Below are 26723 nucleotides of genomic sequence, written 5' to 3'. Positions count from 1 at the left end.
GTGGGAGTAGGATACGTGAACTGTTGCGCGTGTATATAAAAAGGCCTGCCGCAGTGCATACTGCCGCAGGCCTTGGTCGTTGTTAGACCGGGGTACTGTCTGGCCGCTTACCGCCGGCCCTGGCCGACAAATTTCATGCGGTAATCGGCCGATACGTCGCCCTTGCTGATGCGGGCTAACTTTCCCTTCAGCAGCTGCTTTTTCAGGCCCGACACGTAGTCGGTGAACAGCACGCCCTCCAGGTGGTCGTACTCGTGCTGAATCACGCGGGCCGTCATGCCCGAGAAGGTTTCCTCGTGCTCCTGGCGGTTTTCGTCCTCGTAGCGCAGCACAATGGTGGCGTGGCGCACCACTTTCTCACGCACGCCGGGGATGCTCAGGCAGCCTTCCTCGAAGGCCCATTCCTCGCCGGTTTCGCTTACCATCTGGGGGTTGATGAAGGCGCGCTTCACCGGCCCGGCCGTAGGCTCCTCGATGATGGGGTTGCCGTCTTCGTCCTCGTCCATCATGGGCTCGGAGTCAATTACGAACAGGCGGATGCTTTTGCCAACCTGGGGTGCTGCCAGCCCCACGCCGTGGGCGTAGTACATGGTGTCGTACATGTCGGCAATAATCTGCTTGAGCTCAGCGGCCGGAAAATCGGCCGGAATGCGTTTGGCCTTGGTCTTGAGTACGGGGTCACCGAAGGCGACAATGGGGTAAATCATCGGGATTCGAGGTAGGATTGCAGAATGATGGTAGCGGCCACCTTATCTACGGTAGCCTTGTCGCGGCGGTCCTTTTTGCTCAGCCCGCCCGCCAGCATAGCCGCATGGGCCATGCGGGAGGTAAACCGCTCGTCTATCTCGTGCACGGGCACCGCCGGAAACTCCTTGCGCAGCTTCCGCACTACGCCTACTACGGCACTGGTAGTGTCGGTAGCCTCGTTCTGAAGATTCTTCGGCATTCCAATTACCAGGGCATCCAGCGGGTCGCGCTGATGGTAGGCTTTTAGGTAGGCCAGCAAGTCCTGGCTGTGAATCGTATCGAGCGGGGAGGCAATAAGCTGGAGCGGGTCCGTGACGGCCAGCCCTACGCGCTTGTGCCCGTAATCGATGGCAAGAATTCGGCCCATTGCAACAAGGTAAAAGGTGAAGCCGCTTGGCTGCGGCCTAGGAGTAGGCCGTAGCCGCCCACAAAGATACGAGGCCCTGCCGGAAAGGTACCGGATGCCCGGCCTGCGAGTAGTGGCCGGCACCGAGTAGTGGGGCCGATTCATCCGGTGAAGTCCGGTGTCAGGCGAATAAGTGGGGTCTTTCTAAAATCATAAATTAATCTTTGCACTAAGTTCATAATCAGGCAATTTACGGATGAACGGCAACAGGTTTGTTAATCTAATTATTGGGTTTGATTAAGGTAAAATTGCACTGTCATTTGAAAATGATTCTGCCCGTATAGGTGCCTTGGCATTCTTGGAAAGTTTCAATAGTTTTGAAGGCTTGCCCGTACCGTGTATTTCTGACTATCGATTGAACTGCTACTCTTTCAACGCGTTATGACCCCCGAGCCAATCGACTCGCCGCCATCCGCGTCGCAGCCAACTCCGCAAAATGCCCGGTGGCGTGTGCGCCAGCCGCTCCTGCTGGCGCTGGCCTTGCTAGCTGGGGTGCTGCTCGGGGCCAACCCGTTTCGCCCTTCCGACCAGAACCCCGACCTCACGGCCCGTGGCTACCTAAAGTTCAAGGAAATCCTCAGCTACGTGGATCGGGACTACGTGGACTCGGTAAATGCGGAGGAGCTGTCGGATTACGCTATCAGCCGCATGCTGGAGCGCCTGGACCCGCACTCGGTTTTTATTCCGGCCAAGCAGCAGCAGCAGGCATCGTCCTTCTTGCAGAGCGACTACGACGGCATTGGGGTTGAATTCAACCTGTTCCGGGACACCGTAACGGTAGTGGCCCCGTTAAGCGAAGGCCCCGCTGAGCAGGCCGGCCTGCAGCCCGGCGACCGTATTCTGACCGTGAACGGACAGCGGGTGTCGGGTACGCACCACACCACCGAGCAGGTATTTGGCAAGCTGCGCGGCCCCCGGGGCAGCAATGTGCAGCTGCTACTGCTGCGGCGCGGCCTGCCCAAGCCCATTACCGTGCAGGTAACCCGCAACCGTATCCCCAACGCCTCCGTGGATGTTGCCTATATGGTGGACAGCCAAACCGGCTACATTAAAGTGAGCCGGTTTGCCAGCGGCACTTACGATGAATTTAAGTCCGCCTTGGGTGATTTGCGCCGGCAAGGCCTTACCCGATTGGTGCTGGATTTGCGCGGCAACCCCGGCGGCTACCTCGACCGGGCCACCAAAATGGCGGATGAGTTTATCGGGGGCACCAAGAAGATTGTGTACACCGACGGCAAAGGCGACCAGTACGACACCCAGACGTTTTCCCGGGTAGTGGGCGAGTTTGAGGAAGGCTCCCTGGTAGTGCTGGTAGATGAGGGCAGCGCCTCGGCGGCCGAAGTGCTGGCCGGCGCCCTGCAAGACCACGACCGGGCCGTATTGGTAGGTCGCCGCACCTTCGGCAAGGGCCTGGTGCAGCAGCCCATTGCCCTCAACGACGGCTCGGAGCTGCGCCTGACCATTGCCCGCTACTACACGCCCTCGGGCCGTAGCATTCAGAAATCCTACCGGGGCGGGCTCACCGAGTACGAAAAAGACCTGCAGAACCGCCTGCGTCACGGGGAGCTTTTCCACGCCGACAGCATCCACTTCGCCGACTCGCTGAAGTTCCGCACGGCCCACGGCCGCACCGTGTACGGCGGCGGCGGCATCATGCCTGATTTGTTTGTACCCCGCGACACCTCGGCTACCTCGGCTTACTATACCCGTTTGCAGAGCAACAACCTCATTCGGGAGTACGCCGTGACTTATTACCAGGAGCACAAGGAGGAACTGGCAGCCCTGCGCTTTGAGCAGTTCAACCAAAGCTTCCGGGTTAGTGAAACTCAGCTGCAGCAACTGGTAGCCCGCGCCGCCCACAATGGGGTTGCGCAGGATGCCCCCGGCCTGCGCCGCAGCACGCCCCTGCTGCGCACCCAAATTAAAGCCCTTATTGCCCGCAGCGCCTACGGCAAGTCAGCTTACTTCCAGGTTATCAATCAAGACGATGTGGAAATGCAGCAAGCTCTGAAAGCCGTGCAGGAGCCGAACAACCCCGTGATGCTGGGGCTGCTGGAGAAGTAGTATTTATAGTATGCACCCTGAAGCCCTGCTACAGGGTACACAGCGGGAAGGATATTCTATATAAAAACTGTCCTCCTGAGCGTAGCGAAGGGCCTTATCACGTCGGAGCCAATAGGTTCGACGTGATAAGGCCCTTCGCTACGCTCAGGAGGACAGTCTTGTACTTGGCTATTTCAAAAAACCTACGGCTTCACATCCTGAAACCGGAAGGTTTGCTGCATACCTGTTAGCGGCTTGCCATCGGCTTCGGCGTAGGGGTAGATGAAGTAGTTAAGCGGGGCGCTGTCTTGGCGCGGGGTTAGCACCAGGTCCCGGCCCCGGGTGACTTCGATGCGATTCTCATCGTGGGCCCCAAAGAAGTAGTTGCGGCGGGCGGGGTTTTTGGCAGCTTCCGACGCATCCACGGGCACCCAACCGGTTTCGGGCGTGTAGAACTCGGCCCAGCAGTGGTAACCTTTGATTTCGCCCTGCCCCCGCTCGGGCGGCAGCGGAAACCCAATGCTGAACCGGGCCGGAATGCCCACCGCCCGGCAGTAGCCGATGAACACGGCGTGAAAATCGGTGCAGTTGCCGCGGCGGGCGTCGCAGGCGTAGTAGATGTCGCCCCGGCCCCAACCCTGACCAGTCTTGTCGTAGGTGACGGTGCTGACCACGTGCTCATAGATAGCCCGGGCTTTTTCGAGGTCGGTTTTGGCCTGGGCTTTCGTGACTACTTCCTGGGCCCACTGCTTGATTTTGCCATCCAGCGGTACCAGGCGGTCGGGTTGGAGCCAGCGGGCCATGTTGGGGTCGGCGGCGTCGGCCCGCCGGACTTTGCGCGGGGCGGGGCTGCTGAGGTAGGGGTTGAGGTGCTCCCGGCGCGTGGCCTCAAACTTCATAGCAACCTGCAAGTTGGCCGCCTGAGCCGCCGGTACTTTCAGATGCAGCAGCAAATTGCCGTATTGCGCCGCCTGCAGGGTGTAGGGCGCCGAAGTATGGATGCTCAGGTGGCTGGTCTGCTGGGAGGCATCGGGCTGGGGCACCGGTAGCCACAGCTCCACCGAGTCGGTACCCGCTGGCACGGGCGGTACCGTGGCCGTATACTCGAAAGTAAAGGTGCGGCTGCGCGGGGTGAGCGGCGCGTCAGCTGCGAAAATCGAGAGTAAAGGGAGCAGAAACGAGAGCATAGGGGAGGGCGGTAGCAGGCCAGGAAACGGATAAAGCCCGAATGGCACCTAAAAGTTACCAGCGCAGCCGTTCGGTAATGTTACGGCTAGCCGACGGCTCAGTTGGCCTGAGCAGGCCGAAGACCACGGGCTGGGTTTCCGGCTGGGCAACCTGCGTAAACTTTGTACCTTCACCACCCGGCATTCCCCGCTTGTTTCCCACCCGAAATTCTCCACCCGTATGCCCTTCTATCAACGCGTAGGCCAGATTCCGCGCAAGCGTCATACCCAGTTCCGCCAGCCCGACGGCTCCCTGTACCACGAGCAGCTGGTGGGCACGCTGGGCTTTCACGGCGTCTCGTCCCTGCTCTACCACCGGCACGCTCCCACCGAAATCAAGAAGGTAGGGGAGCCCCGGCCCTTCGCGCCCAAGCTGCTGAAAGACCGGCCCCTGGAGCCGGCCCACCTGCGCACCCTCGCCCAGACCAGCACCGGCGGCGACTACCTGCAGGCCCGCCAGACCCTGCTCGGCAATGCCGACGTGACCATGAGTATCTGCAACCCCACGGAGCAGCGCATGGACTACTACTACAAAAACGCGCTGGCCGACGAGGTGATTTTCGTGCACGAGGGCCGGGGCGAGCTGTGGAGTCAGCTGGGCAAGCTGGCCTTCGAGCCTGGCGACTACGTGGTGATTCCGCGCACTATCATTCACCAGTTACACTTCGAGGAAGGCCCCGTGCGTCTGCTCATCATCGAGTCGTTCAGCCCCGTGGAAACCTGCCGGCGCTACCGCAACCACTTTGGGCAACTGCTGGAACACGCGCCCTACTGTGAGCGGGACTTCCGGGGCCCCACGGAGCTGATTGAGGGCGACGTGCGCGAATCGGGCGAGTACGAGGTGCGGGTGAAGAAGGATGGGCTGCTGCACACGCTGGTGTACGGCCACTCGCCCTTTGATGTGGTGGGCTGGGACGGCTACTTCTACCCCTACGCCACCAGCATCCACGATTTCGAGCCCATAACCGGCCGCATCCACCAGCCGCCACCCGTGCACCAGCAGTTCGAGGGCAACAACTTTGTCATCTGCTCCTTCGTGCCGCGCCTGTTCGACTATCATCCGCTGGCTATTCCGGCGCCCTACAACCACTCCAACGTTGATTCGGACGAGGTGCTGTACTACGTGGCGGGCAACTTCATGTCGCGCAAGGGCGTGGATCTGGCCTCGTTCACCTGGCACCCCAGCGGCATCCCGCACGGCCCGCACCCCGGTACCGTAGAGGCCAGCATCGGCAAGAAGGAAACCCACGAGCTGGCCGTGATGGTAGATACCTTCCGCCCGCTCTACCTCACCGAAGCCGCTCTGCCCTACGTAGATCCGCGCTACCCCATGAGCTGGCAGCCCGGTTTCGTGCCCGACCCACCCCGCGCGGCGGACATGATGGATTAACCCGGTAGAGCTGTCATTCCGAGCGAAGCGAAGAATGACAGCTCGGCTGGCTTGCACACGAAAACAGGAACCGGGGCGTTAGACAACTAGCGCCCCGGTTCCTGTTTTCGTGTGCAAGCCAGCCGAGTAGTAGGCCGGATTTGTGAGGCGGAAACTCCCTTCCAGCGCCTGGCACAAACCGCCAATAACCGGGACATCGTATCTTCGGCCAAATTGCAAAACCCATGAAAAAAATCCTGTTTCTGGCTCCCGTATTCCTGGTGTTGGCCTTCCTGTCTGGCTGCGACAAAATTGCCGACCTGCTGACGTTCTATATTGAAGATTCGCAGTCGGTGAAGATTGCCAGCAACTTCCCTATTGGACAAGTACTTCCGCTCACGCCCATCACCGTGCCTACGCGCTCAGATGAGAAGTTCAAGAACGAAAACACCAGCGCCAATCTGGTGAAGGATGTGAAGCTGGACCGGCTCACGCTCACCATCACCGACCCCAACGCCGAAAACTTCGACTTCCTGCAAAGCATCAGCATTTACATCAGCACCGACAGCAACGACCGGATTCTGCTGGCTTCCCAGGATAACATCTCGACCGGCGTAAATACGCTCCAACTCACGCCTACCAAAGAGAAGCTGGACAAGTACGTGAAAGCCAGTAGCTACACCCTGTCCACGGAGGCTCGCATCCGCAAGCCCATCAGCCGCGACATTACCATTCGCACGGATTCCCGCTTCAAAGTAACCGCTGACCCGCTGTAAAGGTGAGTTGGTGAAGTTGCGAAACGGTGAGAGGCCGTTCTAGTAGCGCATGTAGCGCCGCTAGAACGGTCTCTCACCGTTTCAGTGACGCACTATTTCTACCGATTTCGGCCGTATTGCTCGTGGCTGCTTACCCAGTCCGAGCTGCTGATGGCGGCGCCCAGGCTGAGCTCCCCGGCCAGCACCACGCCGGCCACTATTTCAGCAAATTTGTTGACGGTACCGCGGCCCACGCAGCCCAGCATCCGCAGAAACTCGTTCTGGGTGGCCAGACCGGTGCCGCCGCCATGGGTGGCTACGATGAGGCTGGGAATGGTCATGCTGATGTATAAGTCGCCCTCGGGCGTAATTTCGGAGTAGAGCACGCCGGCTGAGGACTCCGAGACGTTGGCTACATCCTGGCCGGTGGCAATGAACATGGCCGTAATGCCGTTGGCCGAGTGCGCGCCGTTATTATTAGCCCCCGAGATGAACGCGCCCACGTTGCTCACCTGCCCGTGATAGGCCAGCTGCTCGGGCGTCACGCGCATCCGCTGCTGCAATATGTCGCGCTTGATGACGGCCTCGGCCACCACCCGCTTACCGCGGGTGCGCATCACGTTAATTTGGGAAGCCTTTTTATCGGTGGCGAAGTTGCTTTCCAGGTAGAAGTGGCGGATGGGCGCGCCTTTGTAGTTCTCCAGAATCCAGGAGCAGGCCGCAAACGTGGCCCGGCCCACCATGTTCTGCCCCGCCGCGTCGCCGGTTGAAAAGTTGAAGCGCAGGTAGGCGAATTTGCCCGCTAGGTAGGTGTCAATGTACTGCAGCTTGGCCACGCGGGAGGTGCTTTCCGCCTCGGGCCGAATCTTGTCGATTTCGTCTTCCACCCACTTGCCGAAATCCCGGGCCCCGCGGGCATCATCGAACACGAATACTGGGGCCCGTTGCATGGCATCCCCGATGACGGTGCACTTCACGCCGCCGCAGAGGTTGAGCAGCTGAATGCCGCGGTTGTAGCTGGCTACCAGCGTACCTTCGGTAGTGGCCAGCGGAATCAGGAAGTCGCCCTGGGCGTGCTCCCCGTTTACGTGCAGCGGGCCGGCTAGGCCCACCGGAATCTGGGCTACGCCGGTGAAATGTTCACAGTTGCCCTGCAACTCGTGGGCATCGAAGGAGTAGTGCTTGAGGTGCTGAAACTGCTGGCCCGAAAACTCCTCGGCAAACCGCTGCCGGGCCCGGATGGCGTCGTCGGCGTAATCATCCTGCTCGGAGCGCGGAATCTTATTGCCCTGGGCCGGCAGGTTGGTAATGGCATCCTCTACCTCTACCGTCAACTCCCCAAACGGGTCAGCCGAAAACTGCACCTGCACGGTATGCAGTCCTTCTTTGAGCGGCTCGGTATGCAGATGGAAGGTGGCCGACTGCCCTACCGGCAGCGTGAAACCGGCCGCATCGGCGTTGAAGGTGGTAGCCGGCCGCACGTCGCCGCCGCCCAGATCCAGGGCAATTTGCTCCACACCAATACGCTTGCCATCCAGCACTACGGCCTCTACGCGGGTGATGCGCACAGTATCGAGGCGGTTTTTGATGCTGAAAGCCACGCCCTCGGGCGTGTTGTGTAGGCTGCCGCGGGTATACAGCAGCTTGAGCAGCATGGGGCTGGGCGTAAAAAGCATAGGGCGGGGGAGGTTAGATTAGTATACTACGGGAGGGGAAAATAGAAAGGTTTTGGATAGCTCAACGGGTAGTGGCTGTAAAAGATGAGAAGCAGCGTTTCATACCGCTACTTGAGTTGAAACGTGAACGGCACCGTTTGCTTTACTGCAACAGGTCGGCCCTGTGCGTCCAGCGCCGCAGTAAACTCACCCAGAAGCCGCACGGCCCGCACAACGGCCGAATCGGCGTCGGGCTGAAGGCCCTGTTTTACCACGGGGTTGCGTACCCGCCCTTGCTCATCAATCGTGAACTGCACGAAGACTTTTCCGTCTCGTTGCAGGTGCTCAGGGAAGCGCACGTTTTTGCTAATAGCGCGAATCATACCTTCAACGCCTCCATCTTTATAGACTGGATATTTGCAGCCGGAGCAGTGAAACAGCACGTCACCGGGCACGAAGCCAAATGGTAAAGGCGGATTAGGCTTTGTTATAATAGCTTGGGCAGAAGCGTGGTGGCCGAGAAGCGAGAAGCCCGCAGTCAGCGGTAATAACAACAACCTACTCATCCTCCGCAAGGCTAAAGTTTACAGGTAAAGTGTAACGCACATCTACCGCTCGACCTTGTTGGTTTCCTGGATTCCAGGCCGGCATCTTTCCAATAACTCGCAGCACTTCTTGGTCCAGCAGTGGTTCCAGACCTTTCACAATGCTGGCGCCTTTTACCCGACCATTAGCTGCTACAGTGAAAGTGACCAAAATCCTCCCGGTAGAAGTCGCTCCGTCAGGATAGTGTAGGTTCTGCTGCAAAAAGGACCGTACGCCTTTCTGTCCGCCTTTAAACTCAGGCATTTGTTCCACTACCATTCCTACGAATGGCATTGGTGGAAGAGAAGGGAAGCTTGACGGACTTTCCAACCCTAGGGCCGCTGCCGTAACATCAGCAATAGGTTCAAATAGCTCAGTTTGCGCGGGCTTGGCACAGAAAATTAATTGTCCCACCGCCTCCCGCGCCGATAGTCCCAGCCCGCACACCAGCAGCAGCGCCACCAGAAATTTCCGCTGCCGGGGCCGCAACGCCACGCGGCGCGGCAAGGGTGCCGGCTGCTGCGGAGCCAGCTGCTCCGGCTGAAACCGGCCGCATACCCGGCCATCGGGCGAGGTGCGGAAAGCGGCTTCCAGCTCCGGTTGGGCGGCCTGGGTGAAGTCGAGGACGGTGCGGCGGCACTGGGCGCAGTGGCGGCCCCGGGCGGTGGGCGTCATTTGCTGCCAGTCTTCGTGGCAGGCTTGCAGGCGCACATTCAGGATGGGGAGCGGCAGCATAACGGACAGATATAGTAGCGGATACCTAGCCAAACGGCGCAGGAGCATGGATACATACCTGGGCCATCGGAATATACCGTTTTTACGCCTCGTTACTGTTCGTCGGTCCAGAACTCCTGGCCGGTGCTGTCGAGGTAACCGCTGCGGCCGTTGGGGGTTTGCACGCGGGCTACATCCTGCAGGAAGGGCTCAGCCTGGAGGTAGCGTATTTCAGTAAGACGGTTGCCCTCGGCATCCAGGTAGCCGAAACGGCCGGCCAGCTGCACTACCGGGAAGGTGAGGTTGCCGGTGAGCCGGATGGCGTCGTACTGCGGGGACTGCACCACCTTGCCCTTGCCATTGATGACGCCCCACTTGCCGGCCTGTCGCACAAACAGCAAGCCGTTGTAGTTGTCCCGAATTTCGTCGTAGATAGCCGGCACCGAGGCCGTGCCTACCGTGAAGCGGAAACCCACTTTGCCGTCTTTGCGCACCACGTCGCCCTGTTCCAGCGGCTCCTCTTCGGGCTCAGGCGGGGCCGGCTCAGTCAGGCGGCGGCCGCTGGGGCCGATGTCGAAGGTTTCGCCGCTGAGCTCTACGGTGGCCCGGCCCTGGCGGAAGTTGCCGGCGCGGGTGTACTGAATAGGGGTTACGGGGTTGCCGCCCCCATCAATGTAGCCATACAGCTGGCCCTGCCGCACCCAGGCCAACTCTTCCTGAAAGGGGCCCGCCTCATCGAAGCGGGCAGGCAGCACCAAGCGGCGGCTACGGTCGGCGTAGCCCCAGCGGGTGCCTTGCCGAAAGGGCACGAGGCGGGTCGGGACGGTTTGCGCGTGTGCCACGAAAGCCGCGCCTGCGCACAGCAGTAGCAGCCACGGCAGCAGCAGTCGTTTCATGCAGAACGGTGGTTGGTATGGCAGCGGCAATACAGGCCAAGATACGCATTACGGTGCAAACCAAATGCCGGCTGCCTGGTTGGTTCACTCGTTCTTCACCCGCCGGGGCGCACCTTTGGCGCCGCACCAAGGCAGATGAATTGCTACAAATACCGCTCTGCGGCATCTTAACCTGTTATCTTTGCCCCTGCCTGAACAGGCGTGTTCCTGGCCGCCTCTGCTTATGTCATCACAACCAACCTATCCACGCTTTACCCTGGGCGAGAGCCTGACGCCGGAACAGCTGGATTTTTTTCGCGAGTACGGGTTTCTGCATTTTCGCGCATTCATTGAGCCCACCACGGTGCAAAGTCTGCTGCGGGCTTCCCAAGACGTGCAGCAGCAATGGCTCACCAACGAGGTGAAAAAGGTCAACGGGGTGCCCATCAAATACGGCAAGGACGTGGACGGCACGCCCATCGTGCAGCGTTTCGCCTTTGCCTCCCACCACAGCCCGGTGCTGCACCAGTTTCTGCAGGACCCCCGTTTCCGGGCCCTATTTCCGCTGCTGGAAGCGCCCGGCGGCCGGGTGGGGGAGAATGAGAAGGATGGCCTCGTCATCAACCACTACGTGAACGTGCCCGGCTCGGAGTTTTCGCAAATGGGCTGGCACACCGATTCGCTACGGGACGTGTTCTACGGCAAGAAGATTGGCCCTATGCTGAACGTGGGCGTGCACCTGGATGGGACGCCCGCCACCAACGGCGGCCTGCGCCTGATACCCGGCACCCACCGCCAGGGCCTGCGCGACATCCTGTTCCGCAAGAAATACTATAAAGACGTAGGCCCCGACGAGCACGAAATAGCCGTGGAAACCGAGCCCGGCGACCTGACCGTGCACGACGGCCGCATGTGGCACCGCGTGGCCCAGTCGCCGCTGGTGGGGGAGGTGTCGCGCCGCCGCGTGATGTACGTGCCCATCATTGCCGGCAAATACGAGCCCAAGCACGACAACAGCCCCACCCCATTCTACTTGCGGTTTTTACATCTGGTTAAATAGTGAAATTGTGAAGGGTGAAATTGTGAAAATTCTGCCTTCGCAACACGAAGCTGTTTAGAAAGTCGTAAAAATCAACAGAACGTCATGCAGAGCGGAGCGAAGCATCTCGCGTGCTGGTTGAGTCACCATTACAACGTCAGCACGCGAGATGCTTCGCCTCCGGCTCTGCATGACGTTCCACCACTTTCTAAACAGCTTCAACTTCACCCTTCACAATTTCACCTTTCACAACTTGACCCTTGAAAACAGCACTGATTACGGGCGCGTCACGCGGCATTGGGCGGGCTATGGCCTTGGAGCTGGCGCAGCGCGGGTACGATGTGCTGCTCACGGCCCGCTCTGAGCCTCAGCTGAACGAGGTAGCGGCGGAGGCGCGCAAGCTAGGCCGCGCGGCGCAGGTGCTGCCGTTGGATTTGGCCTCACCCGGCGCGGCGGAGCAGCTGGCCGCCTGGGCCACCGCCCAGACTACGGAGCTGGCGGTGCTGGTGAATAACGCTGGCTACGGCCTCTGGGGGCGGTTTGAAGACTTGAGCCTGGCCGAGCAGCAGGATATGCTGCAGCTAAACATGCATTTGCCGGTGGCCCTTACGCACGCCCTGTTACCTACCTTACGCCGCCAGCTCAAAGCCTACATCCTGAACGTGGCCAGCACCGCCGCCTACCAGGCCGTGCCCACGCTCACGCTTTACGCGGCCAGCAAGGCCTTTCTGCTCAGCTTCAGCCGGGGCCTGCGCTACGAGCTGCGCGACACCTCCGTATCGGTAACCTGCCTGAGCCCCGGCGCCACCACCACCGATTTTGCGGGCCGGGCCGGTATGAACGCCGAGCTGCAGGCCACCGCCAACAAGGTATCCATGACGCCTGCCCAGGTGGCCCAGGCCGGCATTGGTGCCCTACTGGCCGGCGAAGCCGAACTCATTCCTGGAGCCCTTAATAAGGTTTCCGCCACGCTCACCAGCTTCGTGCCCAAAAGCCTGACGGAGCGCATTGCCGCCGGCATCTACGAGAAGCATTTAAAGTGAAATTGTGAAGGGTGAAGTTGTGAAATGTTCTGATGACACTAGCGGTCAGAACATTTCACAATTTCACCCTTCACAATTTCACCGCTCAGCCACCACGCTAGCCCCACGAACAGCGGCGCGGCCAGCACATCGTAGGTGTAGTGCGCGTGCTGCACGAGTACCAGCGTGCCAATAGCCACGGTGCCCGCCAGCAGTACCTGCCGCCGCCAGCCGGCCGGCACGGCCAACGCCAGCAGCAGCAGCGTGGCGGTATGGCCCGAGAAAAACAGGTCTTTGGTGATGGGGGCGGGGGCGGCGTAGATGAGCTGATCCACCAGCGGGTCGCGGAGCAGCACCAGGTCCGGTGGCGGCTCCAGCGGCAGCAGATACAGCGTGAGGCAGCGCAGCAGGTGCAGCCCCAGGTACGCCCACAGCGCCCGCAGCAGCCGCAGCGGCCGGGGCAGCAGCACGGCCACGCCCAGCCCGATACTCAGGTAAATCACCGCAAACGTCAGCCCCGAAACATCGTGGGTGGGCAGGGCGGCCAGTAGTGGATCGGGGAGGATGCGGCCGGGGCGGGCCTGCACCCAGGCAAAGTAGCGCGGCAGCTGACTGGCCAGCAGCAGCAGCAGGGCCACCACCGCGCCCAGCTGCCCCCGGAAAGCGGGGCGACGCCAAACGGCGGGCCAGGTAAGAGAATCAACGGATAACATCAGGAAAGAATCTTGCAAATGAGGTCGGCTCCGGTCCGGCGGCTGGAAGCCGTCGGGCCGGTCGTCGCGTGCTGACGCCAGAACGGAACTGCCTAACAGCCACAGCCGCCGCAACGTCAGCAGATGGTAACCGGTCCGACGGCTTGCAGCCGCCGGACCGGGACGGCCGCCGCAAAGAAGCACCGGAAAACGGCAGCAACTTTGCGGGGCCGCCGCTTTTGTTCCCGCCGGTTGGGGCTTACCTTGGGCACCGAGCCGCTTCGCCCCGTTAGGAGCCGGCCTTTTACCCGCGTTTTTCTGCTGATATGACCCTTCGCTACCTGACTGCACTGGCGGCCGCCGCCGTTACCGCTACCTCCGCCTTCGCCCAGAATACGGCCCTCACGGAGCGCATTGCCAAACTCTCGCAGCAGCAGGAAGCCAAAGTGGTAGCCTGGCGGCGCGATTTGCACGAGCATCCCGAGCTGGGCAACCAGGAAACCCGCACCGCCGCGCTGGTGGCCGAGCACCTGCGCAAGCTGGGCCTGGAAGTGCAAACCGGCGTGGCCCGCACCGGCGTGGTGGCGTTGCTGAAAGGCGGCAAGCCCGGCCCCGTGGTGGCCCTGCGCGCCGATATGGACGGCCTGCCCGTGACGGAAAGCAACAACCTGCCCTTCGCCTCCAAGGCCCGCACTCAGTACAACGGCCAGGAAGTGGGCGTGATGCACGCCTGCGGCCACGACACCCACGTGGCCATGCTGCTGGGTGCGGCCGAAGTGCTGGTGCAGATGCGCCAGGAATTGGCTGGTACCGTCAAGTTCATCTTCCAGCCCGCCGAGGAAGGCTCCCTGCCAGGGCAGGAGGGCGGGGCCCGGCTCATGGTGAAAGAAGGTGTGCTGCAGAACCCAAAGGTGGACGCCATCTTCGGGCTGCACATTCAGGCCCAAACGGAAGTAGGCAAGCTCAGCTACCGACCCGGGGGTGAAATGGCCTCCTCGGATGTGTTCAACATCAAGGTGAAAGGTAAATCGGCGCACGGAGCCTATCCTTGGCTGGCCGTGGACCCCGTAGTAACCGCCGCTCAAATCATTCTGGGGCTGCAAACCATTGTTAGCCGGCAGGCTGAGCTGACGGAGGACGCGGTGGTGCTGACGGTGGGCATGGTGCACGGCGGAGTGCGCAACAACATCATTCCGGAGCAAGTGGAGCTGACGGGTACCATCCGCTGCCTCAACAAGGAAATGCAGCAGAACGTGTGGGCCGCCGTGCGCCGCACCGCCACCAACATTGCCGAAAGCGCCGGCGCCACCGCCGAGGTAGACATCGTGAACTACGCCCCCATTACCTACAACGACCCGCGCCTGACCGCCCAGATGGTGCCCAGCCTCAACCGGGCCGCCGGAGCCGCCAACGTAAGCGTGCAAAAAGCTGTGACCGGGGCCGAGGACTTTGCCTTCTACCAGGAAAAAGTGCCCGGCGTGTTCGTATTCGTGGGGGGCATGCCCAAGGGCAAAAACCCTGCTGATACGGCCCCGCACCACACCGCCGGCTTCTTTGTGGATGAAAGTGGGCTGACTTTGGGCGTGCGGACCCTGGTTACATTGGCTACCGATTACCTGGCGGCTGGTAAGAAGTAAACTTGTCCAGCAGTAGTCGGTTGACCGCCAATCTGCCGGCAAACGCAACCTGCCGCCAGCTTTATCGTCTGCTAGCCTGTTCACTTTCCGAATTAGGCGTGCTGTACCGGCGCGCCTCCCGTACCGCGTATGGCTTCTTCTAGTTCTGCCCTCAACATTGCCCTCGTCACCTGCGAAAGCCTGGCCCAGTACGCCGCTCCCAACGTGGATGATGAGGATAGCCTGCTTACCCGTTACCTGCGCCAACAGGGCCACACCGTGGAGCCCCGCGTCTGGAGCAATCCGGCCGTCGACTGGCTGCGCTACGATGCAGTAGTGGTAAAGTCGCCCTGGGATTATTTTGACCGGGTAGCGGAGTTTTACGAGTGGCTGGACCGCATGCAGCAGCTGGGCGTGCGCATGTTCAACCCCGCCGCTACCATCCGCTGGAACGCCGACAAAAAGTACTTGCTGGAAATGGAGCAAGCCGGCGTGCGCATTGTGCCCACCCGCCTGCTACCCCGGGGCCGGGCCGTTGATGCGGCGGCTTTGCTCGCGGAAATGGGCCAGGAGCAGCTGGTAATCAAGCCTGCCGTGAGTGGGGGCGCCAAAAACACCTTCATTCTCACGCAGCAGGAAACGGCCGTACGCCAGCCCCAACTCGCAGAGCTGCTCCAGCACGAGGATTTTCTGGCCCAACCTTTCCTATCCCGCATTCAGGAGGAAGGCGAGTGGTCGTTGCTGTACTACGGCGGCCAGTATAGCCATTGCGTGTTGAAAACGCCCAAGGCCGGCGACTTTCGGGTGCAGCACTACCTAGGCGGCGGCATCGAGCCCCGGCAGGCCCCCGCCCACCTGCGCCGCGCCGCCGACGACATCGTGCAGCGCTTCGCCCAGGGCTGCCTCTACGCCCGCGTGGATGGCGTGGACCAGAACGGCGAGCCGTTGCTTATGGAGCTGGAACTCATCGAGCCCTTCCTCTACCTCGCCTCCGACCCGCAGGCCCTGCCCCGCTACGAAGCCGCCCTGCGGGAGATGGTGAAGTTGTGAAATGGTGAAGTTGTGAAATAGAAGCTGTCCAGAAAGTCGTAAAAAATCAACAGAACGTCATGCAGAGCGGAGCGAAGCATCTCGCGTGCTGACGTTGGGATGGTAATCTGACGTCAGCACGCGAGATGCTTCGCTCCGCTCTGCATGACGTTTCACTACTTTCTAAACAGCTTCATGGTGAAGTTGTGCTGTTCAGGCTACCAGAACGACACAACTTCACTATCTCGCCACCTAGAACCCATTCACCGTGAAGCCGCCGTCTACGGCCAGGGTTTGGCCGGTGATGTAGGCTGCGGCGGGCAGACACAGAAACGCCACGGCGGCGGCCACTTCCTCCGGCTCCCCAATGCGGCCGGCCGGGGTGCGACTCAGCACGTCCCTCAGATAGGCCTCGTTCTGGAGGACGCTGGCGGCCAGCGGCGTGCGGATGTACCAAGGAGCCACGCAGTTTACCCGGATGCCCTGCCCGGCCCATTCCACGGCCAGGTTGCGCGTGAGCTGCACCAGGGCCGCCTTCGTCATGCCGTAAATGGCTCCGGTGCGCACGTGCGTGAGGCCCGCCACCGAGGAGATATTCACGATGCTGCCCGCGCCCGTAGCCGCCAACAGCGGCTGCACGTCCCGGCTCAGCTCCCAGGCCGATTCCAGGTTGGTGGCCAGCAGGCGGCGGTATTCGTCCTCGGAGTAGTCCACGGTGGGCTTGCGGATGTTGGTACCCACGTTGTTGACCAGCATGTGCAGCCCGTTTCCCAGCTGCTGCACCGCCGCCAGCACCTGCGCCCGCCCGGCCGCTGTGCTTACGTCGGCGGCTACGGCGTGGGCGGCCAGGCCCTGTTGCTGCCACTGCGCCACCTGCTCCTCCAGGTCGGGCGCGGTGCGGGCCACGGCCAACACGGTAGCGCCAAAGCGCAGTAATTCAGCGGCTACGGCGGCCCCTATGCCCTTGGAAGCCCCCGTTATGACGGCCGTGCGCCCCCGTAAGCTCCAGCGCGGATCAGTGAGGATAGAAGATGAAGAGTTCATGAAGAGAATCTTGGAATGTTTAAAATTTTGTGCTGCGAAAGCCAGGCAACAAAGCCGGACTTATACGGTCTGAGACGAAGTTTCTGCTAAACGACTGAACAATAAGCGTTTCAATATTTATGAATTAAAGCGGTTATTTTTGATTAAAAATACCGTGAAATGAGGCATTGATAATAATTTTTTTAATGAATGATACAGTAGATTAAAAATCTATTAATTTGTGGACTGCTTCTGCTTCATGGTCGGGCGTAAGGCGCTATCCATGAGCAGTTCAATTTCACTCCCCCACAACCAACCACACAGTATGATCAACAAATACTCTGCGGCAACCCTGTTGCTGCTTGGTGGCCTCACCTCATCTGCCCTAGCCCAGGACTACTCCCGCGTGCAGGTGCAGGACCAGAACGACAACGGGACGCCCTACCTGGTCCGGTTCCGGGCCGGCAAGGAAGCCCCGCTCAGCACCGCGCCGGCCGTGTTGCGGGAGCAGCTCCAGCTCGCGCAGGAAGACCAGTTGGTGCAGGCCAAAACCGACATCGACCAGCTCGGCTACGTGCACGAGAAATACCAGCAGTACTACAAAGGCATTAAGGTAGAGCACGCCACCTACTCCGTACACGCCCGCAAAGGGCAGGTGGAGAGCATCAGTGGGCAGTTTGAGAAGGTGCGTGGCATCAACACTACGCCTTCCCTGGATGCCAAAGCGGCCCTGGAGCGGGCTATGGCCTTTGTGGGTGCCCGCACCTACATGTGGCAGGATGCGCGGGAAGAAGCCAGCCTGAAGCAGCAGGAAAACAACCCCGCCGCCACCTACAAGCCCCAAGGCGAGCTGGTGATTGTGCGCAACCAGCGCAGCACTAACGCCCTGAAAGCCAACAAGCCCACCCTGGCCTGGAAGTTCAATGTATACGCCAAGGCCCCGCTGAGCCGCGCCTACATCTACGTAGATGCCAACTCGGGTGAGGTAGTGTTGCAGGATAACATCATCAAGCACGCCGGCGCTACGGCTTCCTTCGCCACGGCCTACAACGGCACCCGCTCTTTGGCCACCGAAACCACCACCGGCGGCTACCGCTTGCGCGAGTACACCCGGGGCCTGGGCATTGAAACCTACAACGCCAAAAAGGGCAACAGCTACACCGCCGCCGTCGATTTCATTGACGCCGACAACAACTGGACCGCCGCCGAATACAACAACGCCAACTACGACAATGTGGCCGGCGACGCCCATTTCGGGGCCCAGGCTACCTACGACTACTGGAGCGCCGTGCACGGCCGCAACTCCTACGACAACGCCGGGGCCAAAATTAAGAGCTACGTGCACTTTGATGACGTGCCCGGCGGGGCCGGCTACGAAAACGCCTTCTGGAACGGCTCGGTGATGACCTACGGCGACGGGGCCAGCACCTTCAAGCCCCTCACGGCCATGGACGTGTGCGGCCACGAAATCGGCCACGCCGTGTGCGAGAAAACGGCTAACCTGACCTATCAGAACGAATCGGGCGCGATGAACGAAGGCTTCTCCGACATCTGGGGTGCCTGCGTGGAAGCCCGCGCCGTGAGCCAGTACGGCCTCACGGGCAAAAGCACCTGGCTGATTGGCGAGGAAATCATGAAGGCCGGCGGGGCACTGCGCTCCATGAGCAACCCCAATGCCTACGGCCAGCCCGATACCTACAAAGGCACCAACTGGCGCGCCACCACCACCTCGCCCACCTCCAGCAACGACTACGGCGGAGTACACACCAACTCGGGCGTGCTCAACTTCTGGTTCTACCTGCTGGCCCAGGGCGGTTCGGGCACTAATGATATCAGCAGCGCCTACTCGGTAACCGGCGTTGGTATTGATGCCGCCGCCAAAATTGCCTACCGCACCGAAAGCGTGTACCTCACGGCTTCCTCCACCTACGCCAACGCCCGTACGGCCTCCATTTCGGCGGCTACCGATTTGTACGGTGCCGGCTCGGCCCAGGTAACGGCCGTTACCAACGCCTGGTACGCCGTGGGTGTAGGCGCTGCCGCCGGTGGCGGCACCACGCCTCCGCCCACCACGGTTACCTACTGCACCAGCAAAGGCGGCAACGTGGCCTACGAGTGGATTGACTACGTGAAGCTGGGCACCATTGCCCGCACCTCGGCTGCTGACGCTGGCTACTACAACGGCACGGCTTCCTCGACCTCCATTGCCGCCGGCTCTTCGCAAACCATCAGCTTCTCGGCCGGCTTCGCCTCCACGGCCTACACCGAGTACTGGAAAATCTTCATCGACTACAACCAGGATGGCGACTTTGCTGACGCCGGCGAAACGGTGGTATCCGGCTCCTCGGCCAGCACCGGCACGCTCACGGGCACCTTCACGGTACCCAGCACGGCCAAATCGGGGGCTACCCGCCTGCGGGTGGTGATGAGCGACGCCTCGGCCACGACCAGCTGCAACAGCTACAGCTACGGCGAAACCGAAGATTACACCGTGAACATCACGGGTGGTACCCTGGCTTTTGATGGCGTAGCCGGCATCACCGGCGGCACTGCCCTGGGCAACTCGGTTGAAAAAGCCATTTCGGTATTCCCTAACCCCGCTTCCGAGGTGCTGAACATTGCCCTGGCCAGCAAGGCCCCGGTAGTATCGGCCACGGTAACCGACCTGCGCGGAGCCCGCGTGGTGGGTGCCCGCTTCGAGAATGGCCAACTGAACGTGGCCGGCCTCGCCAAAGGCATCTACCTGCTGACGGTGAGCGACGGGCAGAAATCCTTCCACGAGCGTTTCGTGAAAGAGTAGTGCGCCGCACGGCCGCAGAAACAGAAAAGGGTTGCCAATCGGCAGCCCTTTTCTGTTTCTGTCTGAATTACTGGTGCTTACCAGTAGCATTTGCAGGCAGGTGTTAGCGGCTCCAGGGCGAGTACTCCAGCTTCAGCTCCAACTGGCCATAGTTATCATTGAGGGCGGATGAGGAGAGGCCCGATACGGGGCTGATGTCGTCGAGCTGGTCGGTGGAGGTGAGGGAGTAGGAGCCCTCCAGGGTAGCGCCCAGCTTGGGGGTCAGGCGCACGGTAACGCCCACGCCCACGGGCAGTACCACCGCCAGGGCCGAGTAGTCGTTGCGCTCCGTGGGCAGATACTCCGGCGTGTTGTTGCCACTGGGGCGCTCCGTGCCCCGAAAGGCTTTGGGGTTATAAAGCAGCCAGCCCCCGCCCACCTTCAGGTAGGGCTTGATGATGGACGCTGGTTTGCGCTGGGAAGCATAAGCGCCTCCATCGTGCAAAGGCTCCCAGCGCACAAAGGCAATACCGGCCAGGTTGCTGCCCTGAAAAGCCAAGTTACGCACGGTGCTACCTGGTAAAATCGGGCCACGTGGATTATTTCCCTGAAAATCTCGTTCCGGCAGGTAGTCCTTCGCCCCCAGCCGGATATACGAAGCCTCGCCGCCCAGCTGCCAGTGCGGGTGCAGCTGATATTGCACGCCGCCGGTGATGCTGGGCCCCAGAAACTGGTCGCCGAGGCGGCTGGTCAGGTCGCCGTTGTAGTACCCGATGCCGCCCCCCAGCGTGAAGCGCACAGGGCCCCGGTAATACGCCCGCGCCTGTGCATCATAGTGACGGCGACGACGCTCGGGGCCAGTGCCCTGGGCGCTGACGTGGTGGGCGGCAACGGAGATAAGCAGGGCGGTGGGCAGGAGAGAACGGAAAATCACGCGGTAGGAAGCAATAGGTGAGGAAGCCTCGGCTTACGCGCACTGGCAGCCGGGGTTGCCACGGCCGAGGGGCAAGGCGCTTACTTGATGGTGCCCTGAGGATCGGGAAGTTTGGCTTTCAACTCAGTTATCAAATCGAAATCCATGGAAGCCAGGCTGATATTCTGGCCCTTGTGAATGGCCTCCCAGGCCTGGGGGTATTTCTCCTGGAGGTAGTAGGCACGGGCTAGCTGCTGCCAGGCAGCGGCGTTGGGCGTTGCCTGAGTGGTGGCCTTTTCCAGCAGCTCCGTGGCCGTGGTCAGGTCTTTTTTCTTGTTGGTTTGCTGGTAGCGAATCAAGTAGCTGGCTCCCAGGTCGCTGAGCAAGAAGGCGTTGGTAGGGGCCAGGGTCAGGCCCTTGTGAAGCAGACTGATGGACTGCTCGGGGGCCGAAGTGCTAGTGACGATGCCGAGGCCATGGTAGGCATCCGCATTGTTGGGGTCGAGTACCCAGGCTAGGTTGAAGCGGTACGCAGCTGTATCGGTTTTGCTTTCGGCCAGGTATTCGTAGCCTTTGGTGCTGAAAAACTGGCTGGCCTCGGCCCGCGAGGGGAAACTGCTGGCTAGCTTCGTTAGGAAAGCCGGGCCCAGCACCTGCTCGGCCTGGGTGGGGGTGAGGCCCCCAAACTGAGGCTGGAGCCGCTGGAAAGAGGCAGCTGTGGTAGTAGCTGTTTTGGCTTTGCGCTGTGCCTGCGCTGGTGTAGCAGCCCAGAGCAGGCCGGCCGCTGCCAGCAAAACAAGTGGTTTCATGAAAGGAGAACGAACAAACGAAGTAAAAATTGGCGGGAGGCCCACAACCAAAGATAGAAAGACTCTACAACCCGGCGCCCCAGGGGCCGTTGCAGGCACGGGGCCGTCAATCCGGGCCCTGGAGCAGGTGCGTACGTCCGGCTTCCTGATTCACTAAAGGTAATATGATGCGGTTTTGGCTGTGGCGGGTGTTACCTGCGCTGATAGGTATGATGGGCGCGCTGGTAGCCGGAACCGAATATGCCGTGGCCCGGCCCAGCCGCCGCACCGCCGACGTGGTCTACGTGCCAGTCACCGACACGGCCTACAATGCCACTCGCCACCGCCTGGATGTGTATGCGCCCAAAGAAAAATCGGCCACCCCGCGCCCGGTGGTTGTGTTTATACACGGGGGCAGCTGGAACAGCGGAAGCAAGAACTTCTACTCCTTCATCGGGCGGCGGCTGGCCAAACAGGGCGTAGTGGTCGTTATCATCAACTACCGGCTGGCCCCGCAGGTGCGCGTGCCCCAGATGACCGACGACTGCGCCCGGGCCGTGGCCTGGACGGCCGCCCACATTCAGGACTACGGTGGCGACCCGCAGCGGCTGTTTGTGATGGGCCACTCGGCCGGCGGCGGACTAGCGGCCCTGCTTACGGCTGATGACGCCCTGTTCCGGCGCTGGGGCCTGCCGCGCAACCCCATCAAAGGGGCCATTCTGGATGACCCCGCCGGCCTGGATATGTACGACTACCTCCAGAAGATGCAGTACCCCAACGACGAGCAGTACCTGGTGCCGTTCAGCAAGAACCCGGCTGTATGGAAGCAAACCTCGGCGCTGTATCATGTTACTACGCACACGCCGCCTTTCATCCTCTTCATCGGTGGCGAAACCTACCCCTCCATTAGCAGCAGCAGTGCCCGGTTTCGGGAGCGGCTGCTGGCCCTGGGCCACGCACCCCAGTACACCGTGCTACCGGGCAAAAAACACATTCCCATGGTGTTGCAGCTATACTGGCAGCACAATATTATCTACCGGCAGCTGCTGGACTTCGTGGGCAGCTGAGGGTGCAGGGGACTTGACACGGGTAACAGCTTAGGGCATATGCAAGAGCCTCAGAAGAGGCTGGTTTGCAGGCTAGGCCGCTCGAATTCGAGTAGCCAACGCTTTCGGGCCAAACCGCCGGCATACCCCGTCAGCTGCCCAGCCGCCCCAATGATGCGGTGGCAGGGCCAGATGATGGTCAGCGGGTTTTGTCCGTTGGCCGCGCCCACGGCCCGTACCGCACCCGGGTTGCCCAACTGCCGCGCTACCTCCAGGTAGGAGGCAGTACGGCCATAGCCAACGGCCGGCAGCGTGGCCCACACCAACTGCTGAAACTCGGTGCCGGCGGCTACATCTGTTGCCACGGTAAAGTGCTGCAGCTCGCGGCCAAAGTAAGCGCGCAACTGGGCCCGGGTTTCCCGCAAGCACTCGGGTACTTGCTGGGTCGGTGTTTCGGCCAGGGTAGAGGGCGTGCCCACTAGCGGATGCAGGAACCGGGCCGCCCGCAAGCCAGCTTCTGTACCCTGCAATTCCAGGGGGCCAAGGGGAGTAGCCAGAATGGCGCGGGCATCGGTCATGAAAACGGCAGTACGTGGAGAAATCCAAAAATACCGAATTCACTTAAAAAGACTGTTTGTAAGTCTGAAATGCTGGTTTTGTACCAGATGCATAAAGCTGATAAGGCTCAACTTATGCATTGGGGGCTGAAAAAAGGCGTATATTAGTGAGGGCAGAACAGGAAAAATATAAATCTGTTTCTACTTTTTTGGGTGGTTCCCAGATGCCCGAATCTGCCTTCTACCTTCAACGCTTTTCAGCCTGTGCGGTATTTACTTCTTTGCTCTGCGTTAGGGCTAAGCCTGACCGGTCAACTGCAGCCTGTTTCTGCCCGCGCATTTCCCTTGTTGCTCCCCGCAACGGCCGCCCGCCCGTTGCCCGTGCAAGGCTGGGGAACAGGCCTCACGGCTTTCTATTTCAATAATGGCTCCCTGGCCGGTGCCCCCGTGCTGAAGCGGCAGGATGCCAGCATCGATTTTAAGTGGGGTGCCGCCGCCCCGGCTCCGGAGCTGCCCACCGATAACTTTTCGGTGCGCTGGGAGGGCCTGCTGGCCGCGCCCTCTACGGGCCGCTACCGGTTTGTAGCCGTTACCACCGATGAGGTGCGCCTGTGGGTGAACGGAAAAAAAGTGCTGGATACCTGGAACGGCCGCAAAGCCAGCAGCACCGATGATGCCACCGTAACGCTGGCCGCCGGCGAGAAGACCACCATCAAGCTGGAGTACAACGATAGTGAAGGCACCGCCGGTATTCAACTGCAGTGGGTAGCCCCTGGCCAGTCGGCGCAGGTGATTCCCTCAGGTAACCTATACCCGCTGGGCTCCCCCCTCACCCGCGACCCGGCCGGTCCGCCGCCAGTAGCCAAGGCCAAAGCCGTCCCGACCCCCAACCCCAACGCGGCTCCCAAGCCAGCGCCTGCCAAACCGGCCCCAGCCAAGCCCGCCGCCACGGCTGCCAAAACTGTCCCCGCCGACAAAGCGCCCAAACCAGCCGCTAAAGCCGTAGCCCAGGCCCCAGCTAAACCAGCCAAACCTGCTCCGGCTGAAAAGGCTCCCAAGCCAGTGAAGCCGCCCAAGCCAGTAAAGGAAGTTGTGGAGGCCGCGCCCCCAGCTGATCTTTCGGGACTGTATATGCTCACGGTGCGCTCTACGGGGCGTCCGCTGAAAATAGACCAGGGCCGACCAGCCACCCGCGCCGAGCAGCTGGCTGCCCAGGCCGCTGGGGTAAAAGAGGAGGCTCAGTGGCGCATAGAGCCCGCCGGGGAAGGCCTGTACCGCCTGGTGTCGCCGGGCAGCAACAAAGTGCTGGAGGTGCTGGGCAGCTCCACCTCCAACGGAGCTCCGCTTAGCGTCTGGACCTATTACAGTGGCTACAACCAGCGCTGGAAAATTGAGGATGCGGGTGAGGGGTACTACAAGTTCACCCCCCACCACGTTCGGAAGAAGGTGCTGACTTACGGCGACACGTTGCAGGGTGGTTTGCAGCAGCTCAAATACAGCGGTGCACCTAATCAGCAGTGGAAACTGGTGGCCGTGAAACCGGCCGAAGAACCCCTGTTGGCTGGAGCTCCGGCCACGCCAGGTGTGGGCGCCAACAACATGAGCGTTTACCCCAACCCTTCCAATGGCGTGATGCAGATGTCGTACTCCCTGGCGGAAGCCCGCCCCCTGGGCTGGGTACTGTACAACCAGAACGGCACGGCCGTGCGCGTATCCGACTACCGGAAGCAAACGGCCGGAGCGCACCACCAAACGCTGGACTTCACTGGCCTGCCCGCCGGCGACTATTACCTCAGCCTGACGGTAGGCGTCACGAATACGCGGCAGCTAATTTCTATTCGTCGGCCGGCTGCCGATGTGCCGGAGGTAGGAGCCACCGGTAAGTAATAGCTGGGCTTTATATGAATAATAAGGCCGGGCGTACGCAGCAGCTGTGTACGTCCGGCCCTTTTTTATCCGGTAAACTCCGGCAACTGTTCCCACAGCCGGGAAAACTCCGCGGCGTATTGCTCCACAATGAAGGAGTCGGCGGATATCAGGAAGTTTTCGAGGTTGAACTCGGCGGCTGAGCGGGTCCAGTTATAGCTGCCGGTCAGCACGGCTCGGTTGTCGACTAGGGCAAACTTGTGGTGCATGTGGTTCGTGGAACGGTCGGTGCGCACCGAAACTCCGGCGTCCCGCAGCTGGCGCACATCGGAGCCCCGGTCGTGCAGCTTCTCATCGTCGGTGAGCAGCCGCACCCGCACGCCCCGCTGGTAAGCTATCAGAATGGCATCGGTCAGGCGATTGTCAGCTACAGTAAAAACGCATAAATCCAGCGTGTGCTGGGCCCCAATAATAAACTGGCGGATAGCGGCCACGCACTCATCGTTGGGGCTGAAATACACCTGAGCGCTGCCAGCCCGGGGAGTGGTTGTGGGGGCAGCCGAAGCTGGCAGCAAGGCGCTGGCCGCTTCCAGCCACTCTATCACGGCTTTATCTTTGAAGGTATTGAACCGCTCTTTCGCCAGCTCAAACAGCTGGTGGCGCAGGTGCTCCACATTGCCGTGCTGCTGCTGAAACGACGTGAGTTGGTCGCGTAACTGCCGGGCTTCCACGGGTGAAAGGTTGACATCAGCAAATGCCTGGCGAAAGAGTTGGAGCAGCTCGGTCTCAGGGGAGAAGGACATACGCGCAAAATTAAAACGTGAGCTGCTGCGCCTTAGCGGGTTGCAGCGCCTTGGCTACCACCCGTTGGGCCTGCTGCAAAGCGTGGGCTGAGGAAGAGTGCAGCACGCGGGTAAGGCCCGGAATAGGTTGTGTGGTATCGGCATCCCAGAGGCCGGCGCGGTGCCAGGGCGTGAGGTGGTCCCAGTCGGGCCGGTCGATGATGGGGTAGAGGCAGACGCCCAGCAGCGGCACGCCCTGCCGGATGGCCAGCGCGGCTTCGTGGGCAATCATGCGCAGCCAGGGTGCCCGGTCTTCGCCGGGGTGGCTGGTTTCGGTGAGCACCACCGGGCGGTTGTAGCGGCGGTAGGCCTTTTCCAGCAGCGCGCTCAGGGGCCGGAACCGGGAGTCGTGGTACTCATTGGCCCAGCCCAACGTCATGCGCGGCTCCAGCTGCCACTGGTTGTCGTAGTAGTAATTAAAGCCCAGCATATCCAGGTATTCGGGACGCCCGCCCAGCTCGGGACACAAGCGGCCGGCCAACATGTCCACACTCTGAAACTGGTTGAGGTCGAACTCCCGGGCGCGGCGTGTTTCGGCGGGCCCGGCTCCCAGGCGCGGCACAATGCTGATAAGCGGTTCGGTAGTCAGAATGCGGATGCTGGGGTCGGCCTCGCGCAGGGCTGCCACGCCCTCAATGTAGGCACGCATCAGGCCCCGCTTCACCTCCCAGCCCTGGCCCACGCAATAGGGCGAAGTACCGCGCACATCACCGCCTAGCCAGCTCATGAAACTGACCTCGTTAATGGGCGTCACAATCAGAGTTTCCTCGGGGTAATGCTCCCGATAGAAGGCCACAAAAGCCCGGCATAAATGCGCGAAACGGCGCGCAAACATTGGGTGCAGGGGCGTTAGGTCATCGGGGTAGCCGAAGTGGCACAAGTCCCACACCTGCTGAATGCCGTGGCGGCGGCCCGCCTGCAACAGCACCAGCACCGTGCTCCAATCGTATTGATAAGGCGTTTTTTCCACCTGGCTCCACCGGATGCCCTCCCGCACGGTGGTCAACCCAATTGACTGGATATTCTGGTAATCCGTGTCCAGCAGTTGCAGGTGGCCGGTCAAGGTCAGGAAATCAACCCGGTGACCAAAGGCATTCTGTTGGTCGGTACACTCAAAGCCAGCCATCCAAAAAGAA

24 protein-coding genes are annotated in these 26723 nt (G+C 61.0%); 10 read left to right on the top strand and 14 right to left on the bottom strand.

Features of this window, described 5'->3' with window-relative positions:
• Nucleotides 1–107: 107 nt before the first annotated feature.
• Nucleotides 108–707 (bottom strand): peptide deformylase, encoded by a 600-nt coding sequence (gene def, locus ROI90_RS05490; protein WP_315997329.1) that lies wholly within the window; start codon nucleotides 705–707, stop codon nucleotides 108–110.
• Nucleotides 704–1114, bottom strand: coding sequence for a Holliday junction resolvase RuvX (gene ruvX, locus ROI90_RS05485; RefSeq protein WP_315997328.1), 411 nt, complete (start codon nucleotides 1112–1114; stop codon nucleotides 704–706). Before ruvX ends, def begins: the two co-directional genes overlap by 4 nt.
• Nucleotides 1115–1534: 420 nt before the next feature.
• Here ruvX and ROI90_RS05480 point away from each other — a divergent pair, with 420 nt between their 5' ends.
• Entirely contained in the window at nucleotides 1535–3217 is a 1683-nt protein-coding gene (locus ROI90_RS05480) for a S41 family peptidase (protein ID WP_315997327.1), read from the top strand.
• Between the two features lie 182 nt (nucleotides 3218–3399).
• On the opposite strand, the gene ROI90_RS05475 is transcribed toward ROI90_RS05480, so the two are convergent.
• Nucleotides 3400–4383, bottom strand: a complete 984-nt coding sequence (locus tag ROI90_RS05475; protein WP_315997326.1) for a transglutaminase-like domain-containing protein — start codon at nucleotides 4381–4383, stop codon at nucleotides 3400–3402.
• Between the two features lie 220 nt (nucleotides 4384–4603).
• Here ROI90_RS05475 and ROI90_RS05470 point away from each other — a divergent pair, with 220 nt between their 5' ends.
• Entirely contained in the window at nucleotides 4604–5812 is a 1209-nt protein-coding gene (locus tag ROI90_RS05470) for a homogentisate 1,2-dioxygenase (RefSeq protein ID WP_315997325.1), read from the top strand.
• Nucleotides 5813–6036: 224 nt separating this feature from the next.
• Complete coding sequence (locus tag ROI90_RS05465) at nucleotides 6037–6567, top strand: hypothetical protein (RefSeq protein WP_315997324.1); 531 nt, start codon at nucleotides 6037–6039, stop codon at nucleotides 6565–6567.
• A 98-nt stretch (nucleotides 6568–6665) separates the two neighbouring features.
• On the opposite strand, the gene ROI90_RS05460 is transcribed toward ROI90_RS05465, so the two are convergent.
• The 4 genes from ROI90_RS05460 to ROI90_RS05445 all read right to left on the bottom strand — a co-directional run bounded on the left by ROI90_RS05460 (nucleotide 6666) and on the right by ROI90_RS05445 (nucleotide 10396).
• On the bottom strand, nucleotides 6666–8222 hold the full coding sequence (locus ROI90_RS05460; protein WP_315997323.1) for a hydroxymethylglutaryl-CoA reductase: 1557 nt from the start codon (nucleotides 8220–8222) through the stop codon (nucleotides 6666–6668).
• Nucleotides 8223–8329: 107 nt separating this feature from the next.
• Nucleotides 8330–8584 (bottom strand): TonB family protein, encoded by a 255-nt coding sequence (locus ROI90_RS05455; protein ID WP_315997322.1) that lies wholly within the window; start codon nucleotides 8582–8584, stop codon nucleotides 8330–8332.
• Nucleotides 8585–8759: 175 nt separating this feature from the next.
• Nucleotides 8760–9521 carry an energy transducer TonB gene (locus ROI90_RS05450; RefSeq protein WP_315997321.1) on the bottom strand — a complete coding sequence of 254 codons (762 nt, stop codon included), beginning with the start codon at nucleotides 9519–9521 and terminating at the stop codon, nucleotides 8760–8762.
• A 92-nt stretch (nucleotides 9522–9613) separates the two neighbouring features.
• Nucleotides 9614–10396 (bottom strand): WG repeat-containing protein, encoded by a 783-nt coding sequence (locus ROI90_RS05445; protein WP_315997320.1) that lies wholly within the window; start codon nucleotides 10394–10396, stop codon nucleotides 9614–9616.
• Nucleotides 10397–10619: 223 nt separating this feature from the next.
• Here ROI90_RS05445 and ROI90_RS05440 point away from each other — a divergent pair, with 223 nt between their 5' ends.
• Nucleotides 10620–11435, top strand: a complete 816-nt coding sequence (locus tag ROI90_RS05440) for a phytanoyl-CoA dioxygenase family protein (RefSeq protein ID WP_315997319.1) — start codon at nucleotides 10620–10622, stop codon at nucleotides 11433–11435.
• Between the two features lie 239 nt (nucleotides 11436–11674).
• Nucleotides 11675–12457, top strand: coding sequence for an SDR family NAD(P)-dependent oxidoreductase (locus ROI90_RS05435; protein WP_315997318.1), 783 nt, complete (start codon nucleotides 11675–11677; stop codon nucleotides 12455–12457).
• 38 nt (nucleotides 12458–12495) lie between these two features.
• Here ROI90_RS05435 and ROI90_RS05430 read toward each other — a convergent pair whose 3' ends face one another.
• Nucleotides 12496–13149 (bottom strand): phosphatase PAP2-related protein, encoded by a 654-nt coding sequence (locus ROI90_RS05430; protein ID WP_315997317.1) that lies wholly within the window; start codon nucleotides 13147–13149, stop codon nucleotides 12496–12498.
• A gap of 305 nt (nucleotides 13150–13454) precedes the next feature.
• Between ROI90_RS05430 and ROI90_RS05425 the strand changes: the two genes are divergently transcribed.
• A complete protein-coding gene (locus ROI90_RS05425; protein ID WP_315997316.1) occupies nucleotides 13455–14765 on the top strand; it encodes an amidohydrolase in 1311 nt (436 codons plus the stop codon).
• Nucleotides 14766–14894: 129 nt separating this feature from the next.
• Entirely contained in the window at nucleotides 14895–15794 is a 900-nt protein-coding gene (locus tag ROI90_RS05420; protein WP_315997315.1) for an ATP-grasp domain-containing protein, read from the top strand.
• Nucleotides 15795–16025: 231 nt separating this feature from the next.
• Here the strand turns inward: ROI90_RS05420 and ROI90_RS05415 are convergent, their stop codons facing one another.
• Nucleotides 16026–16817, bottom strand: coding sequence for an SDR family oxidoreductase (locus ROI90_RS05415; RefSeq protein ID WP_315997314.1), 792 nt, complete (start codon nucleotides 16815–16817; stop codon nucleotides 16026–16028).
• Nucleotides 16818–17121: 304 nt separating this feature from the next.
• Between ROI90_RS05415 and ROI90_RS05410 the strand changes: the two genes are divergently transcribed.
• Nucleotides 17122–19596, top strand: a complete 2475-nt coding sequence (locus ROI90_RS05410) for a M4 family metallopeptidase (protein WP_315997313.1) — start codon at nucleotides 17122–17124, stop codon at nucleotides 19594–19596.
• Nucleotides 19597–19699: 103 nt separating this feature from the next.
• Here ROI90_RS05410 and ROI90_RS05405 read toward each other — a convergent pair whose 3' ends face one another.
• Nucleotides 19700–20509, bottom strand: a complete 810-nt coding sequence (locus ROI90_RS05405; protein ID WP_315997312.1) for an outer membrane protein — start codon at nucleotides 20507–20509, stop codon at nucleotides 19700–19702.
• Between the two features lie 80 nt (nucleotides 20510–20589).
• A complete protein-coding gene (locus ROI90_RS05400) occupies nucleotides 20590–21297 on the bottom strand; it encodes a tetratricopeptide repeat protein (RefSeq protein WP_315997311.1) in 708 nt (235 codons plus the stop codon).
• 164 nt (nucleotides 21298–21461) lie between these two features.
• Between ROI90_RS05400 and ROI90_RS05395 the strand changes: the two genes are divergently transcribed.
• Nucleotides 21462–22343: an alpha/beta hydrolase gene (locus tag ROI90_RS05395; protein ID WP_315997310.1), complete on the top strand. Its 882-nt coding sequence runs from the start codon at nucleotides 21462–21464 to the stop codon at nucleotides 22341–22343.
• A gap of 50 nt (nucleotides 22344–22393) precedes the next feature.
• Here the strand turns inward: ROI90_RS05395 and ROI90_RS05390 are convergent, their stop codons facing one another.
• Entirely contained in the window at nucleotides 22394–22900 is a 507-nt protein-coding gene (locus tag ROI90_RS05390; protein ID WP_315997309.1) for a methylated-DNA--[protein]-cysteine S-methyltransferase, read from the bottom strand.
• A gap of 324 nt (nucleotides 22901–23224) precedes the next feature.
• Here ROI90_RS05390 and ROI90_RS05385 point away from each other — a divergent pair, with 324 nt between their 5' ends.
• The gene (locus ROI90_RS05385; protein WP_315997308.1) at nucleotides 23225–24766 is read left to right on the top strand and encodes an RICIN domain-containing protein; all 1542 of its coding nucleotides are present in this window, start codon (nucleotides 23225–23227) and stop codon (nucleotides 24764–24766) included.
• Nucleotides 24767–24831: 65 nt separating this feature from the next.
• On the opposite strand, the gene ROI90_RS05380 is transcribed toward ROI90_RS05385, so the two are convergent.
• Nucleotides 24832–25548, bottom strand: coding sequence for a phospholipase D-like domain-containing protein (locus ROI90_RS05380; protein ID WP_315997307.1), 717 nt, complete (start codon nucleotides 25546–25548; stop codon nucleotides 24832–24834).
• Between the two features lie 10 nt (nucleotides 25549–25558).
• Nucleotides 25559–26713 (bottom strand): amine oxidase, encoded by a 1155-nt coding sequence (locus ROI90_RS05375; protein ID WP_315997306.1) that lies wholly within the window; start codon nucleotides 26711–26713, stop codon nucleotides 25559–25561.
• Between the last annotated feature and the right edge of the window lie 10 nt (nucleotides 26714–26723).

Origin of the sequence: Hymenobacter endophyticus (genome assembly GCF_032464715.1) — a bacterium.
GTDB lineage: Bacteria > Bacteroidota > Bacteroidia > Cytophagales > Hymenobacteraceae > Hymenobacter > Hymenobacter endophyticus.
Note: the sequence above shows the minus strand (reverse complement) of the source record. Positions and strands in the feature narration are given on the sequence as shown.

Coding starts and splice junctions, on each gene's coding strand:
- def (WP_315997329.1), bottom strand. CDS start 707: ATGATTTACCCCATTGTCGCCTTCGGTGACCCCGTACTCAAGACCAAG.
- ruvX (WP_315997328.1), bottom strand. CDS start 1,114: ATGGGCCGAATTCTTGCCATCGATTACGGGCACAAGCGCGTAGGGCTG.
- ROI90_RS05480 (WP_315997327.1), top strand. CDS start 1,535: ATGACCCCCGAGCCAATCGACTCGCCGCCATCCGCGTCGCAGCCAACT.
- ROI90_RS05475 (WP_315997326.1), bottom strand. CDS start 4,383: ATGCTCTCGTTTCTGCTCCCTTTACTCTCGATTTTCGCAGCTGACGCG.
- ROI90_RS05470 (WP_315997325.1), top strand. CDS start 4,604: ATGCCCTTCTATCAACGCGTAGGCCAGATTCCGCGCAAGCGTCATACC.
- ROI90_RS05465 (WP_315997324.1), top strand. CDS start 6,037: ATGAAAAAAATCCTGTTTCTGGCTCCCGTATTCCTGGTGTTGGCCTTC.
- ROI90_RS05460 (WP_315997323.1), bottom strand. CDS start 8,222: ATGCTTTTTACGCCCAGCCCCATGCTGCTCAAGCTGCTGTATACCCGC.
- ROI90_RS05455 (WP_315997322.1), bottom strand. CDS start 8,584: ATGATTCGCGCTATTAGCAAAAACGTGCGCTTCCCTGAGCACCTGCAA.
- ROI90_RS05450 (WP_315997321.1), bottom strand. CDS start 9,521: ATGCTGCCGCTCCCCATCCTGAATGTGCGCCTGCAAGCCTGCCACGAA.
- ROI90_RS05445 (WP_315997320.1), bottom strand. CDS start 10,396: ATGAAACGACTGCTGCTGCCGTGGCTGCTACTGCTGTGCGCAGGCGCG.
- ROI90_RS05440 (WP_315997319.1), top strand. CDS start 10,620: ATGTCATCACAACCAACCTATCCACGCTTTACCCTGGGCGAGAGCCTG.
- ROI90_RS05430 (WP_315997317.1), bottom strand. CDS start 13,149: ATGTTATCCGTTGATTCTCTTACCTGGCCCGCCGTTTGGCGTCGCCCC.
- ROI90_RS05425 (WP_315997316.1), top strand. CDS start 13,455: ATGACCCTTCGCTACCTGACTGCACTGGCGGCCGCCGCCGTTACCGCT.
- ROI90_RS05420 (WP_315997315.1), top strand. CDS start 14,895: ATGGCTTCTTCTAGTTCTGCCCTCAACATTGCCCTCGTCACCTGCGAA.
- ROI90_RS05415 (WP_315997314.1), bottom strand. CDS start 16,817: ATGAACTCTTCATCTTCTATCCTCACTGATCCGCGCTGGAGCTTACGG.
- ROI90_RS05410 (WP_315997313.1), top strand. CDS start 17,122: ATGATCAACAAATACTCTGCGGCAACCCTGTTGCTGCTTGGTGGCCTC.
- ROI90_RS05400 (WP_315997311.1), bottom strand. CDS start 21,297: ATGAAACCACTTGTTTTGCTGGCAGCGGCCGGCCTGCTCTGGGCTGCT.
- ROI90_RS05395 (WP_315997310.1), top strand. CDS start 21,462: ATGATGCGGTTTTGGCTGTGGCGGGTGTTACCTGCGCTGATAGGTATG.
- ROI90_RS05390 (WP_315997309.1), bottom strand. CDS start 22,900: ATGACCGATGCCCGCGCCATTCTGGCTACTCCCCTTGGCCCCCTGGAA.
- ROI90_RS05380 (WP_315997307.1), bottom strand. CDS start 25,548: ATGTCCTTCTCCCCTGAGACCGAGCTGCTCCAACTCTTTCGCCAGGCA.
- ROI90_RS05375 (WP_315997306.1), bottom strand. CDS start 26,713: ATGGCTGGCTTTGAGTGTACCGACCAACAGAATGCCTTTGGTCACCGG.